Source organism: Pseudomonas sp. zfem003 (assembly GCF_032621675.1).
Lineage (GTDB): Bacteria > Pseudomonadota > Gammaproteobacteria > Pseudomonadales > Pseudomonadaceae > Metapseudomonas > Metapseudomonas otitidis.
On record NZ_JAVYJG010000002.1, the window covers coordinates 194,641 to 213,363 of the forward strand.

17 protein-coding genes are annotated in these 18,723 nt (G+C 63.0%); 15 read left to right on the plus strand and 2 right to left on the minus strand.

Annotated elements, in window-relative coordinates; all coding sequences use genetic code 11:
- Window positions 1-31 precede the first annotated feature (31 nt).
- The 13 genes from waaF (at window position 32) to RTK35_RS04395 (ending at window position 14,022) form a co-directional block, all read left to right on the plus strand.
- A complete protein-coding gene (gene waaF, locus RTK35_RS04335; RefSeq protein WP_316907467.1) occupies window positions 32-1,069 on the plus strand; it encodes a lipopolysaccharide heptosyltransferase II in 1,038 nt (345 codons plus the stop codon).
- Window positions 1,066-2,127, plus strand: a complete 1,062-nt coding sequence (gene waaC, locus RTK35_RS04340) for a lipopolysaccharide heptosyltransferase I (RefSeq protein WP_316907468.1) — start codon at window positions 1,066-1,068, stop codon at window positions 2,125-2,127. Before waaF ends, waaC begins: the two co-directional genes overlap by 4 nt.
- On the plus strand, window positions 2,127-3,248 hold the full coding sequence (locus tag RTK35_RS04345) for a glycosyltransferase family 4 protein (protein WP_074970661.1): 1,122 nt from the start codon (window positions 2,127-2,129) through the stop codon (window positions 3,246-3,248). The genes waaC and RTK35_RS04345 overlap by 1 nt, the downstream gene beginning before the upstream one ends.
- Window positions 3,245-4,051: a lipopolysaccharide core heptose(I) kinase RfaP gene (gene rfaP, locus RTK35_RS04350; RefSeq protein WP_142013806.1), complete on the plus strand. Its 807-nt coding sequence runs from the start codon at window positions 3,245-3,247 to the stop codon at window positions 4,049-4,051. Before RTK35_RS04345 ends, rfaP begins: the two co-directional genes overlap by 4 nt.
- A complete protein-coding gene (locus RTK35_RS04355; protein ID WP_316907469.1) occupies window positions 4,051-4,785 on the plus strand; it encodes a lipopolysaccharide kinase InaA family protein in 735 nt (244 codons plus the stop codon). The genes rfaP and RTK35_RS04355 overlap by 1 nt, the downstream gene beginning before the upstream one ends.
- On the plus strand, window positions 4,782-5,528 hold the full coding sequence (locus tag RTK35_RS04360) for a lipopolysaccharide kinase InaA family protein (protein WP_279861642.1): 747 nt from the start codon (window positions 4,782-4,784) through the stop codon (window positions 5,526-5,528). Before RTK35_RS04355 ends, RTK35_RS04360 begins: the two co-directional genes overlap by 4 nt.
- The gene (locus RTK35_RS04365; RefSeq protein WP_316907470.1) at window positions 5,525-6,979 is read left to right on the plus strand and encodes a lipopolysaccharide kinase InaA family protein; all 1,455 of its coding nucleotides are present in this window, start codon (window positions 5,525-5,527) and stop codon (window positions 6,977-6,979) included. The genes RTK35_RS04360 and RTK35_RS04365 overlap by 4 nt, the downstream gene beginning before the upstream one ends.
- 86 nt (window positions 6,980-7,065) lie before the next feature.
- Window positions 7,066-8,820: a carbamoyltransferase gene (locus RTK35_RS04370; RefSeq protein WP_316907471.1), complete on the plus strand. Its 1,755-nt coding sequence runs from the start codon at window positions 7,066-7,068 to the stop codon at window positions 8,818-8,820.
- Window positions 8,807-9,913 carry a glycosyltransferase gene (locus RTK35_RS04375; protein WP_316907472.1) on the plus strand — a complete coding sequence of 369 codons (1,107 nt, stop codon included), beginning with the start codon at window positions 8,807-8,809 and terminating at the stop codon, window positions 9,911-9,913. The genes RTK35_RS04370 and RTK35_RS04375 overlap by 14 nt, the downstream gene beginning before the upstream one ends.
- Window positions 9,910-10,959, plus strand: coding sequence for a hypothetical protein (locus tag RTK35_RS04380; protein ID WP_316907473.1), 1,050 nt, complete (start codon window positions 9,910-9,912; stop codon window positions 10,957-10,959). The genes RTK35_RS04375 and RTK35_RS04380 overlap by 4 nt, the downstream gene beginning before the upstream one ends.
- A gap of 161 nt (window positions 10,960-11,120) precedes the next feature.
- Complete coding sequence (locus RTK35_RS04385; RefSeq protein ID WP_316907474.1) at window positions 11,121-11,993, plus strand: DUF6625 family protein; 873 nt, start codon at window positions 11,121-11,123, stop codon at window positions 11,991-11,993.
- Window positions 11,990-13,141 carry a glycosyltransferase gene (locus RTK35_RS04390; RefSeq protein WP_316907627.1) on the plus strand — a complete coding sequence of 384 codons (1,152 nt, stop codon included), beginning with the start codon at window positions 11,990-11,992 and terminating at the stop codon, window positions 13,139-13,141. The genes RTK35_RS04385 and RTK35_RS04390 overlap by 4 nt, the downstream gene beginning before the upstream one ends.
- Entirely contained in the window at window positions 13,138-14,022 is an 885-nt protein-coding gene (locus tag RTK35_RS04395; protein WP_316907475.1) for a glycosyltransferase, read from the plus strand. The genes RTK35_RS04390 and RTK35_RS04395 overlap by 4 nt, the downstream gene beginning before the upstream one ends.
- A gap of 9 nt (window positions 14,023-14,031) precedes the next feature.
- Here the strand turns inward: RTK35_RS04395 and RTK35_RS04400 are convergent, their stop codons facing one another.
- Window positions 14,032-14,682: a hypothetical protein gene (locus RTK35_RS04400; protein ID WP_279813951.1), complete on the minus strand. Its 651-nt coding sequence runs from the start codon at window positions 14,680-14,682 to the stop codon at window positions 14,032-14,034.
- Window positions 14,682-15,863: an O-antigen ligase family protein gene (locus RTK35_RS04405; RefSeq protein ID WP_316907476.1), complete on the minus strand. Its 1,182-nt coding sequence runs from the start codon at window positions 15,861-15,863 to the stop codon at window positions 14,682-14,684. Before RTK35_RS04405 ends, RTK35_RS04400 begins: the two co-directional genes overlap by 1 nt.
- Before the next feature lie 126 nt (window positions 15,864-15,989).
- On the opposite strand from RTK35_RS04405, the gene msbA reads away from it, so the two are divergent.
- Both msbA and RTK35_RS04415 read left to right on the plus strand, forming a co-directional pair.
- Window positions 15,990-17,825, plus strand: coding sequence for a lipid A export permease/ATP-binding protein MsbA (gene msbA, locus RTK35_RS04410; protein WP_316907477.1), 1,836 nt, complete (start codon window positions 15,990-15,992; stop codon window positions 17,823-17,825).
- On the plus strand, window positions 17,825-18,721 hold the full coding sequence (locus tag RTK35_RS04415) for a GNAT family N-acetyltransferase (RefSeq protein WP_316907478.1): 897 nt from the start codon (window positions 17,825-17,827) through the stop codon (window positions 18,719-18,721). Before msbA ends, RTK35_RS04415 begins: the two co-directional genes overlap by 1 nt.
- Window positions 18,722-18,723: the final 2 nt, after the last annotated feature.

Consider the following 18,723-nt stretch of genomic DNA (forward strand, 5'->3'; position numbering starts at 1 on the left):
CTTGTCGCTTGAGGCGTGAAGCTGCCCGCTTATGAAAATTCTGATCGTAGGCCCCTCGTGGGTCGGTGACATGGTGATGGCCCAGACGCTCTTCCAGTGTCTGAAGGCGCGCCCTGTTGACTGCGAGATCGACGTTCTGGCCCCCGAGTGGAGCCGCCCCATCCTCGAGCGCATGCCGGAAGTCCGCCAGGCGCTGAGCTTCCCGCTCGGGCATGGCGTGCTCGAACTCGCCACCCGCCGGCGCATCGGCAAAACCCTGGCTGGCCAGTACGACCAGGCCATCCTGCTGCCCAACTCGCTGAAGTCGGCTTTGGTGCCGTTCTTCGCCGGGATACCCAAGCGCACGGGCTGGAAGGGCGAGATGCGCTACGGCCTGCTCAATGACATCCGTACGCTGGACAAGGCCCGTTACCCGCTGATGATCGAGCGCTTCATGGCGCTGGCATTCGAGCCCGGTGCCGAGCTGCCCCAGCCGTATCCACGCCCGTCCCTGCGCATCGAGGCGCAGAGCCGCGACGCCGCCCTCGGCCGCTTCGGCCTGGGACTGGATCGTCCGGTCCTGGCCCTGTGCCCCGGTGCCGAGTTCGGTGAGGCCAAGCGCTGGCCGGCCGAGCACTATGCCAAGGTGGCGGAAGTGAAGATCCGCGCCGGTTGGCAGGTGTGGCTGTTCGGCTCGAAGAATGACCACCCCGGCGGCGAAGACATCCGCATGCGCCTCATTCCCGGCCTGCGGGAAGAGGTGGTCAACCTGGCCGGGCAGACCAGCCTGGCCGAAGCCATCGACCTGCTTTCCTGTGCCGAGGCGGTGGTCTCCAACGACTCCGGCCTGATGCACGTCGCCGCCGCCCTGAACCGCCCGCTGGTGGCCGTGTACGGCTCCACCTCGCCGCAGTTCACGCCGCCTTTGGCCGAGCACGTCGAAATTGTTCGCCAGGGGCTGGAGTGCAGCCCCTGCTTCGAGCGCACTTGCCGCTTCGGGCACTACAACTGCCTGCGCCAGCTCAAGCCGCGCCCGGTCATCGAAGCCCTCGAGCGCCTGGTGGCGGACCCGATCGAGGTCGCCGGATGAGGGTTCTGCTGGTCAAGACCTCTTCCCTTGGCGATGTGATCCACACGCTGCCGGCCATCACCGATGCGGCACGTGCCATCCCCGGCATCCAGTTCGACTGGGTGGTGGAGGAAGGCTTCGCCGAGATTCCCGCCTGGCACCCGGCGGTGGCCCAGGTCATTCCGGTGGCGATCCGCCGCTGGCGCAAGAACCTGTTCCAGACCCTGCGCAGTGGTGAGTGGGGGCGCTTCAAGCGGCGCCTGCGGGAGACCCGCTACGACCTGGTGATCGACGCCCAGGGGCTGTTCAAGAGCGCCTGGCTGACCCGCTACGCCAAGGCCCCGGTGGCCGGGCTCGATCGCGAGTCCGCCCGTGAGCCCATCGCCGCGCGTTTCTACGACCAGCCCCATGCCGTCGCCTGGGGGCAACACGCCGTCGAGCGGGTGCGCCAGTTGTTCGCCAAGGCACTGGACTACCCGCTGCCACAGAGCACCGGTGACTACGGCCTGAATCGCGCGCAACTGGCCGATGCGCCGGGCGCCACGCCTTACCTGCTGTTCCTCCACGGCACCACCTGGGACACCAAGCACTGGCCCGAAGCCTACTGGCGCGAGCTGGCCGAGCGGGTCTGCGAGCATGGCTGGAACCTGTGCCTGCCGTGGGGCAATGCCGCAGAGAAGGCCAGGGCCGAGCGCCTCGCCGAAGGCCTGGATGGCGCCGCCGTACTGCCGCGCCTGTCCCTGGCCGGCATGGCCAAGGTGCTCGCCGGCGCGCGTGCCTGTGTGGCCGTGGACACCGGGCTGGGGCATCTGGCCGCTGCCCTGGATGTGCCGACCCTGTCGCTCTATGGCCCGACCAACCCGGGCTTCACCGGTGCCTACGGGCGTTCGCAGGTCCACCTGGGCAGCGACTTCCCCTGTGCGCCCTGCCTGAAGAAGCAGTGCGCCTACCAGCCGAGCGAAGAGGAGCGCCGTCGCTTCGACCTCAAGCGCGAGCAGCCTCTGTGCTTCACCCGGCTGAACCCGCAGCGGGTGGCCACCCAGCTGGAGGCCCTGCTGCTGACCGAGGACTCCCACTGATGCAACTGGCCTTCGTGCTCTACAAGTACTTCCCCTTCGGCGGCCTGCAGCGCGACTTCATGCGCATCGCCCAGGAATGCCAGCGCCGTGGCCACGCCATCCGCGTCTACACCATGATCTGGGAAGGCGACGTGCCGGACGGCTTTGACGTGCGGGTCGCGCCGGTGAAGGCGCTGTTCAACCACAAGCGCAACGAGAAATTCACCGCCTGGGTCGAGGCCGACCTGGCGCGCCAGCCGGTGGAGCGGGTGATCGGCTTCAACAAGATGCCCGGGCTGGACGTCTACTACGCCGCCGACCCCTGCTTCGAGGACAAGGCGCAGACCCTGCGCAACGGCCTGTACCGTCGCTGGGGGCGCTACAAGCACTTCTCCGACTACGAGCGCGCCGTGTTCGCCCCCGAGTCGAAGACCGACGTGCTGATGATTTCCGAAGTGCAGCAGCCGCTGTTCGTGAAGCACTACGCCACCCCGGCGTCGCGCTTCCACCTGCTGCCACCGGGCATTGCCAGTGACCGTCGTGCTCCGGCCAACGCGGCGGACATTCGGGCCGAGTTCCGCCGGGAGTTCAAGCTGTCCGACGACGACCGGCTGCTGGTGCAGATCGGCTCCGGGTTCAAGACCAAGGGGCTGGACCGCTCCCTCAAGGCGCTGGCGTCCCTGCCGCGGGAGCTGCGCAAGCGCACCCGGCTGATCGTCATCGGCCAGGACGACCCCAAGCCGTTCCTGCTGCAGGTGAAGGCCCTGGGCATTTCCGACCAGGTGGACATCCTCAAGGGGCGTAGCGACATCCCGCGCTTCCTGCTGGGTGCCGACCTGCTTATCCACCCTGCCTACAACGAGAACACCGGCACGGTGCTGCTGGAGGCGCTGGTGGCCGGCCTGCCGGTACTGGTCACCGACGTCTGTGGCTATGCCCACTACATCGATGAGGCCGAGGCCGGCCGTGTGGTGCCCAGTCCCTTCGAGCAGGACACCCTCAATCGCATGCTCGCCGAGATGCTCACCGACGACGCGGCGCGCCAGCGTTGGTCGGCCAATGGCCTGGCCTTCGCCGATCATGCCGACCTGTACAGCATGCCCCAGCGGGCGGCCGACCTGATTCTCCAGGAGCGTCCATGAAGCTGGAACTGAGGGCGCCTTTCGAACAGCTGTGGCGCGGGCGTGACGCCTTCGAAGCGGTAGAGGCCCTGCAGGGCCAGGTCTATCGCGAGCTGGATGGCCGCCGCACGCTGCGTACCGAGGTCGACGGGCGGGGCTACTTCGTCAAGATCCATCGCGGCATCGGCTGGGGCGAAATCCTCAAGAACCTGGTGACCGCCAAGCTGCCGGTGCTCGGCGCCGGCCAGGAGTGGCGGGCGATCCATCGCCTGCAGGAGGTGGGCGTGCCGACCATGACCGCCGTTGCTTTCGGCGAGCGCGGCGACAACCCGGCCCAGCAGCACTCCTTCATCATCACCGAGGAACTGGCGCCGACCGTCAGCCTTGAGGACTTCTCCCTCGACTGGCCGCGCAACCCGCCGCCCCTGGCGCTCAAGCGCGCGCTGATCGACGAGGTGGCGCGAATGGTGCGTGAGATGCACCGCGCGGGCGTCAACCACCGCGACTGCTACATCTGCCACTTCCTGCTGCACACCGACCGGCCGGTGACCCCGAGCGACTTCCGCCTGTCGGTCATCGACCTGCACCGCGCCCAGGTCCGTCCGAGCCTGCCGCGCCGCTGGCGCGACAAGGACCTGGCTGCGCTCTATTTCTCGGCCCTGGATATCGGGCTGACCCGACATGACTGGCTTCGCTTCCTGCGGGTCTATTTCGACCGGCCATTGAGCGAGGTCTTGCGCCAGGAGCGGCCCCTGCTGGCCCACCTGGCTCGCAAGGCGGCGAAGCTCTATGCGCGCAAGCAGCGCTATGGAGATGCACTCTGATGGCGGCTTGGACACTGGCCCCCGATTACGCCGCGCTGGCGGAGGACTTTGGCAGCCTGGATCGCGTCTTTGCCCTGGAGGCGGAGCGCATCACCAGCGATCCGCTGTCCGAAGTTGTACGCCTGGAGCGTAACGGCATCCGTTATTACGTGAAGCGTTACTGGGGGGCGGGCAAGGGCCTGCGTCGCTACCTCGGGCGGCCCCGGGTCAAGGCGGAGTGGCAGAACCTGCGCTGGTTCGCCAAGTGGGGCATACCCACCGCGCCCATCGTCGCCTACGGCATGGAGCGCCGGGGTGGTGCTTTTCTGCGGGGTGCGCTGATCACTCGGGAGCTGCTGGACACCGAGGACTTGGCGCACTTGGCGCTCACCGATGATCCGCGTCTGCTCGACCGGCGCTGGGTGGATGGCATCAGCCGGCAACTGGCCAAGGCGACCCGGACCCTCCACGATCACGCGTTTGCGCACAACGACCTGAAATGGCGAAACCTGCTGGTGGACCCGGCCGGGAAGCTGTTCTTCATCGATTGCCCCACGGGAGCCTTCTGGTGGGGGCGCTTCCTGGAGCGACGGATCGTCAAGGATCTCGCCTGCCTCGACAAGGTGGCCAAGTACAAGCTGTCCCGCGTTCAGCGGATGCGCTTCTACCTGCAATACCGTGGGCTCGCGCGCCTGGATCACAGCGGCAAGGCTCAGGTCCGCCGTGTGCTGGGTTACTTCGAGGGGCGCGAATGAACGACTTCGTGGCCCCTGACGACCTGGCCTGCCTGCAGGCCCACGGCCTGGCCGACTTCGATGCCTTGTGGGCGCTCAAGCTCGAAGCCGTGGACCTTCCCAATACCGAGCGCGGCGGCTGGAGCAGCGTGTTCCGTCTGGAGCTGGGTGAGCGGGCGTACTACCTCAAGCGCCAATCCAACCACCTGACCCGCAGCCTGATGCACCCCTTCGGCGAGCCGACGTTTGCCCGGGAGTTCCGCAATATCCGCCGTTATACCGAGCTGGGGATTCCGGCTTTGCAAGCGGCGTTCTTTGGCGAGCGCCGTCGTCCGGGCGAGCGCCGCGCCATCCTGGTGACTCGCGCCCTGGATGGTTGGCTGGAACTCAACCACTGGCTCGACCAATGGCCTGCGGTCGAAGCCGGCCAGCGCGAGGCCCTGCTGGATGCCTGCGGCCGCTTGGCGCGCCAGCTGCACGGAGCCGGGCAGATGCACGGCTGCTTCTACCCCAAACACATCTTTCTGCGCCCGGGTGCTGCAGGCTACGAGGCGTGCCTGATCGACCTGGAGAAGACGCGTCCGCTGCTGTTCGGTCGTCGCGATCGGGTCAAGGACCTGGAGCCCCTGTTGCGCCGTGCGCGTATCTGGAGCACCGCTGATATCCGGCACTTCCTGGTTGCCTACCTGGGGCGCAGCGCCGATGTCGAGCATTGGGAACAGCTCCTGATGCGGCGCCAGCGGGACAAGGAGAGCCGCGCATGAGGCTCGTTGAGCTGGCTGGTATGGGGCGTTCCCCTGCCTTGCCCCTGCAGCTTGAGCTGAACGGCGAACGGCTGCAGTTGGAGACTCTGCTGCGTGTGTTGCCGGGCCAGCGCTATGTAGGTGCTGCGATGTGGAAAGGGCGCCGGGTGCTGGCCAAGTTGCTGGTGGGGGGCAAGGCAGCCCGTCACTTCGAGCGCGAGCGCCAGGGCGCCGAGCTGATGGCGCGCCAGGGCCTGCCGACTCCGGCCCTGCTGGAAAGCGGGCTGGTGCCCGGGCAGGGTGGCTGGCTGTTTTTCGAGTTCCTCGAGGGCGCCAGCAGCCTGTGGGACGAGTGGCGCCGGGTCGAAGGCGAGCCGTTGCTCTCCGACGGCCAGCAGCGCGTCGTGGGTGAAGCCCTGGAGCTGGTCGCCCACTTGCATGCTCGCGGCCTGGTGCAAGAGGACCTGCACCTGGACAACATCCTCCGGCATGACGGGCAGCTCAAGCTGATCGATGGCGGCGGCGTGCGTGCCGTCTGCGAGGGCGAACCCTTGCCCCGCGAGCAGGTGCTCGCCAATCTCGGGGTGTTCTTCGCCCAGTTGCCCGCCACCCTTGCGCCTTACCTGGAAGAGCTGCTGGTGCATTACCTGCTGGCCAACGGCGAGCACGCTTTGCCGCTGGAAATGCTGGAGAAGGAGATCGCCCGGGTCCGCCGCTGGCGCCTGCGTGACTTCCTCGAGAAGGTCGGCCGCGAATGCAGCCTGTTCAGCGTCCGGCGCTCGCTGTTCGGCCTGCGTGCCATTCGTCGGGATGCCGAGGCGCGCGTGGCGCCGCTGCTGGCTGCGCCGGATGCCGCCATCGCCGCCGGTCATCGCTTCAAGGACGGCGGCGCGGCAACGGTGGCACGGGTGGAGCAAGGCGGCGAGACGCTGCTGGTCAAGCGCTACAACATCAAGAACCTTCTGCACTGGCTAAAACGCTTCTGGCGGCCGTCCCGTGCCTGGCACAGCTGGCGCGAGGGTCATCGCCTGGCTTTCCTCGGCATCGCCACGCCGCGTCCGCTGGCGGTGGTGGAACACCGTTGGCTGGGCCTGCGCGGACGCGCGTACCTGATTACCGAATATCTGCCGGGTCAAGATATAATCGCCCGTTTTCGAGACGCCCAGGCGGACGGTGCGAACCAGGGGCTGCCGCCGGAAACCGAGCTGGAAGCCCTGGATCGCCTGTTTGCCGCGCTGATCCGCGAGCGCATCAGCCACGGCGACCTGAAGGGGCACAACCTGTTCTGGCAGGACGGGCACTGGTCTTTGATCGACCTGGATGCGGTCCGGCAACATGGCAGCGAGCGCGGCTTCGCCAGGGCCTATGCCCGGGATCGCGAGCGCTTCCTGCGCAACTGGCCGGCGGATTCGGCGCTGTACCGCCACCTGGATGAACGTTTACCCAAGGCCAGCTTGAAGCCCGAGGCTTGAAGCTGGGAATGAGCCCCGAGGGGCTGTGTACTGGACAACTTGCCGGGCGTCACGACGCCCGGCCGCTTTGATAGAGGCTTAACACTGTGGCACTGACGATCCTCGGCCTTTCCGGCGCCCTCAGCCATGATCCTTCCGCCGCGCTCTACATCGACGGCAAGCTGATCGCGGCCGCCGAAGAAGAACGCTTCGTGCGCGACAAGCACGCGAAGAATCGCATGCCCTACGAGTCGGCCAAGTTCTGCCTGGAGCAGGCGGGCATCAAGCCGTCCGAAGTGGATGTGGTGGCCATCCCCTTCGCCCCCATCAGCCTCTTCGGCAAGGCCCGTTGGCAATACGCCAAGCGCTACTGGTACGCACCGGATCGCGCCCTGGACGCGATCCTCATGGGCAACCGCCGCTACAAGCGCTACCGCAACAAGATCGTCTGGTGCCTGGAGCAACTGGGCTTCGACGCCAAGAAAGTGAAGATCGAGCCGGTGGAGCACCACTTGGCCCACGCTTCCAGTGCCTATCATTGCTCCGGCTTCAAGGAGAAGACCGCGATCCTCGGGATCGACGGCAAGGGCGAGTACGCCACCACCTTCTTCGGCTGGGGCGAGAACGGCAAGATCCACAAGATCAAGGAGTTCTTCGACCCGGACTCCCTCGGCGGCCTCTATGGCGCGATCACCGAGTACCTCGGCTTCGAGATGCTCGACGGTGAGTTCAAGGTCATGGGTATGGCGCCCTATGGTGACGCCGCCAAGTACGATTTCTCCCGCCTGGCCAAGTTCGAGAATGGCGAGCTGGTGATCAACACCGACTACGCCAACGTTATCGGCTTCCGCCGCTACAAGGAAAACGGCAAGGGCTACTACTTCTCGCCCAAGCTGATCGAATGGCTTGGACCGAAGCGCCAGGGCGACATCGCCGACGACCCCTACATCCACTACGCCGCCAGCATGCAGGCGCTGTTCGAGAAGCTGGCGCTGGAGATGATGGACTACTACCTGGGCGACATCATCCGTGACACCGGCAAGATCGCTTTCGCCGGCGGCTGCGCGCTCAACGTCAAGCTGAACCAGAAGATCATCGCCCGCCCGGAGGTGAAGGAGCTGTTCGTGCAGCCGGCCTCCGGCGACGCTGGCACCGCCGTGGGCGCTGCGGCCTATGTCTCCCACAAGCGCGGCGTGCCGGTGGAGAAGATGGAGCACGTCTACCTCGGCCCGTCCTACTCCAACGAGGAGGTCATCGCCGCCTGCGCCAAGCACCCGAACAAGCCGGTGTTCAAACGTATCGAGAACACCCCGGAGCGCATCGCCCGCATCATGGTCGACGGCAACCCAGTGGCCTGGTTCCAGGGACGCATGGAGTTCGGCCCGCGTGCCCTGGGCGGTCGTTCCATCATCGGTTGCCCGAGCGTTCCGGGCGTTGCCGATCGCATCAACGAACAGATCAAGTTCCGCGAGCGCTGGAGGCCCTTCTGCCCGTCGATGCTCGATACCGTTGCCCCGAAGATGCTCAAGGTGGACCACCCGAGCCCCTTCATGACCTTCACCTTCGAGGTCAACGAGGAGTGGAAGGAGCGTGTCTCAGAGGTGGTGCACGAGGACGGCACCTCTCGGGCCCAGGTGCTGGAGCGTCGGCATAACCCGCGCTGGTACGACCTGATGCTCGAGCTGGAGAAGCTGACCGGCAACGGCGTGTCGCTGAACACCTCCTTGAACCGTCGCGGCGAGCCGATGATCTGCTCGCCGACCGATGCCTTGAACATGTTCTACGGGTCGGACCTGCAGTACCTGATCATGGAAGACATCCTCGTGGTCAAGGAAGGCGCCGAGTGGTATGAGCAGCTCTGAACCGCGCGTCCTGCAGTTCTGCCACGGCTATGACGGGCCCTTTCTGGATTGCGCCCGTCAGTACGCCGTGCTGTTCGAGGGCACCCCTTACAAGGTGACGACCGTCTACCTCACGGGCGAGCCGAGTGAGGCCGTGGTGCTGGGATCGGCTTCTGATGAAGTGATCTTCCTCGGCCAGAGCAGTCGTGACGTGAGGGGGCTCAAGCTCGGCGCGATCCGTGCGATCCGTAAGATCGTGGCAGCTCGCGATTTCCGTTTCTGCATTGCCCACCGTTTCAAGCCGATCTACATCGCCTTGCTGGGTACATCGCTGCCTGTGATCGGCGTGCACCATGCCTTCGGTGACTACCAGCGGTTGTCGCGCCGGGTGTTCGCCAACTTCTTCCGCAAGCGCCTGGCGTTGCTGGGGGTGTCCAACGCGGTGCGTGACGACATGCGCCGTTGCCTGCCCGACTGGCCTGCTGAGCGGATCGAGACCCTCTACAACCGGATCGATATCGCGGCGGTCCAGGCTGGGCTCAAATCTCGCGAAGAGGCGCGCGAGGCGCTGGGCCTGCCCCAGGATGCCTGGGTGGTCGGTAATGTCGGCCGCCTGCACCCGGACAAGGACCAGGCCACGCTGATCCGTGGATTCGCCGAAGCGTTACCGCAACTGCCAACTGGCAGCCTGCTGGCCATCATGGGCAGTGGACGGCTTGAGGCTTCCCTGAAAGCGCTGGCCGAGCAATTGGGCGTTACTGCACGGGTACGCTTCCTTGGGCAGGTCCCGGAGGGGCGGCGTTATTTCCGTGCGTTCGACCTGTTCGTGCTCTCGTCCGATCAGGAGCCCTTCGGCATGGTGCTGCTGGAGGCGATGGCGGCGGAAGTCCCCGTAGTTTCCAGCGACAACGGAGGGGCTTGCGAGGTTGTTCAAGGCGCTGGGCGATTATTCAACTATCCGAACTCATCTATGTTGTCTGCCGTTCTCATTGAATCCGCTCAGAGTCCTTGCAGTGCTATACCTGCTTGCCTTGAGCATGTGTTTTCTGACTCTGCAGCGAAAAGACGCTTCTGGGAGTTACCAATGGTATCGCGCTGGAGTGAGGCAGAATGAGCGCCTGTCAGCGTCGTCTCGTGTATCTCCTGTACGGCGGGCAGGCGGAGTACCGGTGGGAGGCGAAGTACAGTCTGCTTTCACTGCTGCGGCAGACTCCGCGAGAAGAGTTTCCTCAGATCCTCGTGTACACCGATAGGCCTGAGGATTTCCATGGCTGGCCCGTCGATCTGGAAGTGCTTGATGACAACCGGCTCAAGCAATGGCGTGGTAGCCAGGGTTATATGCACCGGTTGAAAGCAGCAGTGATGCACGATGCTTTCAACCTCCCAGGCGCCAGTATCTTCATCGATACCGATACTTTTTTTGTGGGCTCTGCGAGCAGATTGTTCGAGCGCCTGGAAAAGGCCGATTGGTTGGTGGATGAAGTCGAGGCGCGTTGGGATGACTGGCGGGGCGAGCGTCTCCATGACGCCGCAGCCGAAGTGCTGGAGCGTGAATACCAGATCAAGGGCGATATGCCGCTGATCAACTCTGGCGTATTGGCTCTCAGAAACGAGCCGGATGCTTGTATGGATCTGGCGATCCGTCTGATTGACGAGATCTACCCGCTGGCACCTGATGTCCATGTTGTCGAGCAGTTCGCTGTCGGGTGTGCCGCATACTTAAGAAGGCTGGGTGCGCCCGCGAATGCCCAGGGAATTGTCAACCACTACTATGGCGACAAGCTTTTCTGGCGCCTGATGATCGCTGAGTTCTTCTCGATTCACGGGGAAGAGTTTTCCGAGCGTCTAGTTGCTGTTTCCGCCGAATTGCCTTCGCAACGGCCCAAGCCTTCATTGCTGAAACGGCTCATGTTCCGCCTGCTTGCAATTGGGCTGGATAAACAAGCTCGCAAGGGCGCGCGTGCGGCTTTTTTTGCGTTGCAAGTGCCCGGTGATCGATATTCCCGGTCGTGTGCGCCTGCCTACGCTCTTGATTGCCTGAACGCTCTCAAATCTGAGGAGGGTGAGCAGGATTTGCCGCCAAGTTGGCGGAAACTCCTTACGGCTTCCCAGGCGCAACGATTGGGCGATCTGCTCGAACAGGCGAGAAAGTTGTGTTGAGATAACACACCCGGGTTTGCCTTGTTCCTCTATCTAAGTGGAATTGTGCCTGGCGTTTCGCACATGAATGCAGGGTGTGTCTGGTTCTCGCGCGTTGGTGTGTTGAATGGGGCGCCCATAGAGGATTGGTTCTCTTTTAGTTGAGGTTTGGAAGCGTGGCCGTGTCCCCGAGCATTTGCTTTGTCATCCCCTATTTCGGGCGCTGGCCATTCTGGATGCCGTTGTTTCTGGAAAGCTGCCGGCTCAATTCCGACATTGATTGGCTGCTCTTCAGTGATTGTGGTGAGCCCGAGCATCTGCCGCCGAATGTCCGTATCGAGCCTATTGACTACGCAAGCTACTGCGCATGGGTGTCTCAGCGCCTCGGCATTCCATTCGCGCCGGCAAATCCGTACAAGCTCTGTGATCTCAAGCCGGCCCTCGGCTACATCCATGAGGACAGGCTGCGGGGCTACGATTTTTGGGCCTTCGGTGATCTTGATGTTCTTTACGGGCGCTTGCGCGAATACTTCACCCCCGAGCGACTGGCGCGCTATGACCTTTATTCCACTCACGCTCGTCGCGTTTCGGGCCATTTATGCCTGCTGCGCAACACCGCAGCGATGCGTGAAGTTTTCATGCAAATGCCGGAATGGCAGAGGCGACTGAGTGACCAGTTGCATCATGCGCTCGACGAGGGGGCATACAGCCGCCTATTCCTGTGGCGCAAGAACTTCCCCGAACCGCTTTTCAACTTGGTCGGTCGATTCAATCCATTGCGTCGACGCAGTGAATTCACCGAGGCGTTCAGTACACCTAATGGGTGCATTCCATGGATTGATGGCAGTTTCCGTTTTCCTCAGCGCTGGTTCTGGCAAAGCGGTAGCTTGACCAACGACATGGATGGTGACCGCCAATTCCCCTATTTCCATTTCGCTATTTGGAAGCGGGATGCATGGAATACTCAGTCGGAACCCGCCTTGCAGGCGACGCAAGCGCTTGCTGAAACGCACGCCTGGGTGATCGACGAAAAAGGATTCGCAGAGTGGAAATGAACAAAGGACGCCGCATCAAGGTCCTGCAGTTGCACCCTGACTACAACATCAAGGCGCATGACTTTGCAGATCTGGGGGAACAGATTTTCCGGGCCTTGCCGTCGGAGCGATTCGAAACTGTCAACGCCTTTCTGCGGGGGCGCCCGGCTGCTGGACAGCCTGCGAGTCGAGCCGAACGCTCGGTTTACTTCGGCTTTTCCGACAGCCAGCTCAAAGGCATGCGAATTCGCGCCATGTGGCGTCTTTACCAGTACTGCCGAAGCGAGCGCTTCGATGTGGTGATCTGTAATCGTTTCAAACCAGTGAACATGATGCTGATGCTCAACCGCTGGTTGAAGATTCCGCTTTGCATCGGTATCGCACATGGTTTTGGAGAGTATGACCGCGCTTACAGGCGGCGCCAGACCGCTCGGCTGGTCAGCGCATCCTGGCGCTTCGTCGGGGTTTCTCCAGCTGTGCGGCAGTATCTATTGGAGTGTCGCTGTGGTTTTACTGAGCGCAACACGGTTGCGATCACCAATGCCATCGATATTGTCCAGGCGGAAGCGCTGCAACTGCCTCGTGAGGTTGCGCGTGAGAAGCTGGGGCTTCCCATGCATGCACGTTTGGTGGGGGCGCTGGGGCGTCTGGTTCCGGTAAAGGGGCACATATATCTGGTGCAGGCGTTCTCGCAAGTTGCGGGACAATTTCCTGATGCCCACCTGGCAATCATCGGCGCCGGGCGAGAGCATGATCGTCTGCAACAGGAGATCGAACGTCTGGGGTTGGCGGGACGAGTTCACTTGCTCGGATTCCGCGATAACGCCTTGCGCTATGTCCGTGCGTTCGACATCTGGGCAATGCCTTCATTGGCTGAAGGATTGGGCCTAGCGCTGCTCGAGGGCATGAGTGGGCGTCTGCCGGTTATCGCGAGCGATGTACCCGCCATGCTGCCATTGATCCAGGGGGCCGGCGGCTTGGCTGTGCCGCCGGCCAATGTGCCTGCCTTGAAAGAGGCATTGTCCCAATACCTCGCGCTAAGCGATGTCCAACTCGCAGAGAAAGGCGAAAACGCTTATCGCTATCTGCAGGAGCAGCACGACATAGATGTTTTTCGCCAGCAGTATCTGGAACTGATTGAAACGGCTTTGGAAGAGGTAGCGAAATGACCCAGCAACAGCCTTTGGTGACTGTCATCGTCGCGTCCTATAACCATGCGCCTTACATCGAACAGTGCATCTTGAGTGTCGTCCAGCAGACCTATCCGAACATTGAGCTGCTGGTTATCGACGATGGCTCCACTGACGACAGTGTTGTGCGTATCCAGCGCTTGCAACAGCAATACGGATTTGATTTCCGTGTGCAGCAGAACAAGGGGTTGACCCATACTCTTAACGAAGCTGTGGCACGAGCCCAGGGAAGCCTGATTGCCCCGTTCGGCTCGGACGACATCATGGTTCCCGAGCGTATCGCCAAGCAAGTCGCTTACATGCAGGACAAACCGGAGGTCGGGATCTGTGCCGGGAACATCGAGCTGATCGATTCGGCTGGCCAGCTGTTTCCAGAGTCACGTCAACGTCGTGACACTGCGTTCCGCCGGCTGGATTTCGATGATGTATTCATGGAACGCAAACCTTACCCTCCGGCGCCTACGCTGCTTTTCCGCAAGGAAGCGCTGGAGCTCGTCGGGGGGTTCGATCCGCAGATACGCTTGGAAGACCTGCTGATTGAACTCAAGATCACCCATGCGGGGTATTTTATCGATTGCCTTGGCGAGGTATTGGCGCAGTACCGGAAACACGGCAGCAACTCATCCAAGAACACGCCGTTCATGGTGGACAGTATCTTGCGCACCTATGCCTTGTTCAGCGCCCATCCCCAATATGAGTTCGTCAGAACGCGCTTCCTCAGCTCGATGTTCCTGAAGTGCTCCAATCGTGATCGTCAGTATGCTCGCCAACTGCTCCGCCAGATTCCGTTCCGCTCCTGGAACAAGAAAACCTGGCGTGGATTGGGTCGACTGCTTTTCTCTCCCTTGGAGAAGCAGTGACCGGCAGCTTCATGCTGACTGATCGTTTGCCAGAACTGCCTTGGCGTAATGCCCTGCGTGCTGGGCATAGCCCTCAGCCAGTGCGTCGTTGAATTGCTCGAACAGCCAAGACCGGTCCTTGTCGTAGCGGCGCATATGTTTGAGGTTGCGTAGCCTTAGGCGCAGGCTCAGTGGCCGACGGCCAATTTTCATGTCGGCAAGATCAATCAAGCCGAGTTCGGAGCTTGGCAGCAGCAGTACGTTGCCCAGGTGAATGGAGCGGAAGTAAACGCCCTTCTCATGCAATAGGCCCAGCAGTTGGCCGAACTGCTTGACCAAAGGCTGTTGCTGCGAAGGCCCGGATTGCCCCAGGGCGTGTCTCAGGGTTTCACCGGGGAGGGGGCGATAGCGCACGGCTGTGCGATTGACAGGATCTTCGAGGCGATAGACCTCAACGATCTCCGGTGTGGCGAAGCCGAGTCTTTGCAGGCGCTTGGCGTTGTCGGCGAAACGCTGAGCGTAGGGTTTCAGTGTTTCGCTGGATAGCATGCGGCGTTTGCGAAATAGCTTGAGGAAGCTGCCGTCGCTCAGTCGCAGAACCTTCGGGCCCAGCCCGTCCTGCTCCAGAACGGTCGAGTCGTGACTTAGCGCCTGCAGCTGCTCGTTGGAAAGAAAGAGCATCAGGTTGATTTCTCCTCTTGGCGTCCAATGCTCAGTGTGGCGACCCATGCCAAGGGGATCCACGTCAGCAGCCAGTGCTCTTTGGGGCGTGGCAGGATGCCCCCTCCCTCGGTCAGTCCTGCCCCCAGCCCGTAGAGCACCAGTGCCCCTGCGATGATGAAACAGACGTCACTGCGGCGTCGCCAGCAAATCCAAAGTGCGCTGGCGTGCATGAACAGCCAGCACAGCCCCCCCACAAAGCCGGTATAGAAGAGTACTCCCAGGAAAAAGCTGTGGGGCTCGCGTAAGGCGTAACCAAGCGCTGGCGTGAAAAATGAATGAGAAGCGTCAAATCCGTGTCCAATCATTGGATGAAGCCAGATTTGCTCAAGTGCCAAGTGCCAGATATCAAGGCGATAGGAGGTGCCGCGACTCAAAAGGCTTTCCGGGTAAAGCAACAGCAGGCAAGAAACGATGCCTACGCTGATGGCTGAGAGCAGCAATGCGCGCTTGTCCCAGCAACACGCCACCATCCACATACAGGCAAGTGCGGTGGCAACCAGCGGCGTTCGAGAGCCTGTTGCGAGCAGAGCTATGAACAAAAGAGCTAGTGCGGGAAGTGCAAAAAGGCTGTTTTTGGGGGAGGCGGTCATTGCCCAGCCGAGCCATAGGATGCAGAAGAAGCCAAACAGGTGCGAGCTGAGTAGGGGGTTATCCAGTGCACCACTCCCGATCAGGCGGGCCCCTTCGGAATAGTTATGAGCGAAGTCGAACAGCGAATAGCCCGTAATTGGGATCATCACTAGGGCTGCTAGATAAATAGCAGCGAGGAGCCGAGAACAGTTGTTCCGCGCCATCAAGGCGCAGGCGACAAACAGCATGATTATGTACAGCGGCCTCTTTAAGAGGGTATTCACTGACTCATCTGTGTCCGACCAGGCGATGCTGAGCAATGCCCAGGCGGAGAATGCTATGAAGGCAAGCGTGACGGGAGTCCGAAGCACACGCAGCGCCTGGGCAGGCTGCAACAGGAAGGCAATAAGCGCAGGGGCGGCCATGAGCGCGTAGAAGAGCTTGTGGTACTGGTTGCGCTCACCCAACCAGGCAAGACCGGTCAGCAGGCAGAACAGACCGGCTGGTAGTACCCAGTCGCTGATGAAGTTGAACGCATTGCGCTGCCAGGCGCGTGAAGCGAGAGACATTGAACCCGCATCCCTGATGTCGAATCGAGGCGCGATTCTACGGGATACAGCCGGATATTTCGCGTGTCTGGCGGGGCCGAGGGGCTGTGATAGCATATGCGCCCGCTCTGCCCATGGCGCACTTCCATGACCGACAACTCTGCAGACTCGCGATCGACCTCGAGCCTGAAGATCTATTTCCGGCTGCTCTCCTACGTAAAGCCCTACATCGGCCTCTTCCTCATCAGCATCGTCGGGTTCCTGATCTTCGCCTCGACCCAGCCCATGTTCGGCTATGTGCTGAAGTACTTCGTCGACGGGCTGAACAACCCCGAGGCCAGCTTCTTCGCTGGCGTGCCCTTCGTGCAGGACCACCCCTGGCTGGCGCGCCTGCAACTGCTGCAGGCCGTGCCGCTGCTGATCGTGTTCATCGCGCTCTGGCAGGGGATCGGCTCTTACCTGGGCAACTACTTCCTGGCCAAGGTTTCGCTCGGCCTGGTCCATGACCTGCGCCTGGCACTGTTCAACAACCTGCTGGTGTTGCCGAACCGCTACTTCGACAACCACAACTCGGGGCACCTCATCTCCCGCATCACCTTCAACGTCACCATGGTGACCGGCGCCGCTACCGACGCCATCAAGGTGGTGATCCGCGAAGGCATGACGGTGGTCTTCCTGTTCGCCTCCCTGCTCTGGATGAACTGGCAGCTGACGCTCGTGATGGTGGCCATCCTGCCGTTGATCGCCTTCATGGTGAGCAGCGCCAGCCGCAAGTTCCGCAAGCAGAGCAAGAAGATCCAGGTCGCCATGGGGGATGTCACCCACGTCGCCTCCGAGACCATCCAGGGCTACCGGGTGGTTCGCAGCTTCGGCGGCGAGTCCTACGAGTCGAGCCGCTTCCTCGACGCCAGCACCAGCAACACCGACCGCCAGCTGAAGATGACCAAGACCTCGGCGGTCTACACCCCCATGCTGCAGCTGGTGATCTACAGCGCCATGGCTGTGCTGATGTTCCTCGTCCTCTATATGCGTGGTGATTCCTCGGCCGGTGACCTGGTGGCCTACATCACCCTGGCCGGCCTGTTGCCCAAGCCGATCCGCCAGCTGTCCGAAGTCAGCTCCACCATCCAGCGCGGTGTCGCCGGTGCCGAGAGCATCTTCGAGCAGCTCGACGAAGAGCCCGAGATCGACCGCGGCACCGTCGAGCGCGAGCGCGTCGAAGGCCGCCTGGAGGTCCGCCACCTGAACTTCCAGTACCCGGGCAGCGAGAAGCCCGTCCTGGACGACATCTCCTTCGTCGCCGAACCCGGCCAGATGGTGGCCCTGGTGGGGCGCTCCGGCAGCGGCAAGTCGACCCTGGCGAACCTCATCCCGCGCTTCTACCACCACGAGAACGGCGAGGTCCTGCTGGATGGCGTCGAGATCGAGGACTACCGCCTGCGCAACCTGCGTCGGCACATCGCCTTGGTCACCCAGCACGTCACCCTGTTCAACGACACGGTGACCAACAACATCGCCTACGGCGACCTCGCCGGCGCCCCGCTGGAAGACGTCAAGGCCGCCGCCGAAGCCGCCTTCGCCGCCGAGTTCATCGAGAAGATGCCCCAGGGCTACGACACCCTGGTGGGCGAGAACGGCGTGCTGCTGTCCGGCGGTCAACGCCAGCGCCTGGCCATTGCCCGCGCCCTGCTGAAGAACGCCCCGCTGCTGATCCTCGACGAGGCCACCTCCGCCCTGGACACCGAGTCCGAGCGGCACATCCAGGCCGCGCTGGACGAAGTGATGAAGGGCCGCACCACCCTGGTGATCGCCCACCGCCTCTCCACCATCGAGAAGGCCGACCTGATCCTGGTGATGGACCAGGGCCGCATCGTCGAGCGCGGCACCCACCGCGAGCTGCTGTCCCTCAACGGCTACTACGCCCGCCTGCACGCCAAGCAGTTCGAGGACGACGGCAAGGACGCGGTGGAGCAGGACGCCTGATGCTCAGCTACCTGCGCGCCTGGCGTGAGCGGGGCTGGGAGCCCATCGACGCCGCCACCTATGCCCGTGCCTGGCATGAGTTCGGCGGCAGCGTCGCCACCCACCCCGAGGTGGTCGAGCGCCTGGCCGGCCTGGCCGGCATCCCCGTGCGCTACCTGGGTTGGAGCCAGGGCGGCCGTCTGGTCGCTGCGCTGCCCACCTGGGGCCGACACCTGGCGCTGTCCAAGGACGTGCTCAAGCAACAGGGCAAGCGCGGCCTGTTCGACCTGGGCAACGCCGAAATCATCCTGCCCATCGCCGAGCAGGCCGGCGTAGCCCTGCGTCATCGGGCCCGCTATGTCTCGGCCCTCAACCTCGGCGGCATCACCGGCCTGCGCGAGCAGCCCGAGGGCCTGGCCCTGGCCCGCGAGCCGGAGGACTACAGCAAGAAGTTCCGCTACAACCAGCGCCGCGAGCAACGCCTGCTGGAAGAGGCGGGCGGCGTGATCCGCCCCATGCTGGAGCTGGAACCGGCGGAGCAGGCGGCCATCTATGCCGACCTCTTCCACCGCCGTTGGGGCTTCGACGCCACCGGCAAGGCGCACCTGGCCGAGGTGTTCGGCCTGATGCGCGAGTTCATGACCGGCTCGCTGATCTACCTGGAGGACCGCCCCGTGGCCATCCAGGTGCTCTACCGGGTCGAGGCCCCGCGCTGGGTCAGCCTCGAATACATCAACGGCGGCGTCGACCCTCAGGAGCGCGCTTTCAGCCCCGGCAGCGTCCTCAGCTTCGTCAACACCCAGGCCGCCTGGGCCGAGGCCCGCGCCCTGGACAAGCCGCTGCGCTACTCCTTCGGGCGTGCCGACCGCGAATACAAGGACCGCTGGTGTCATCGCGTGCCCGTCTACCAGGTGTGAAC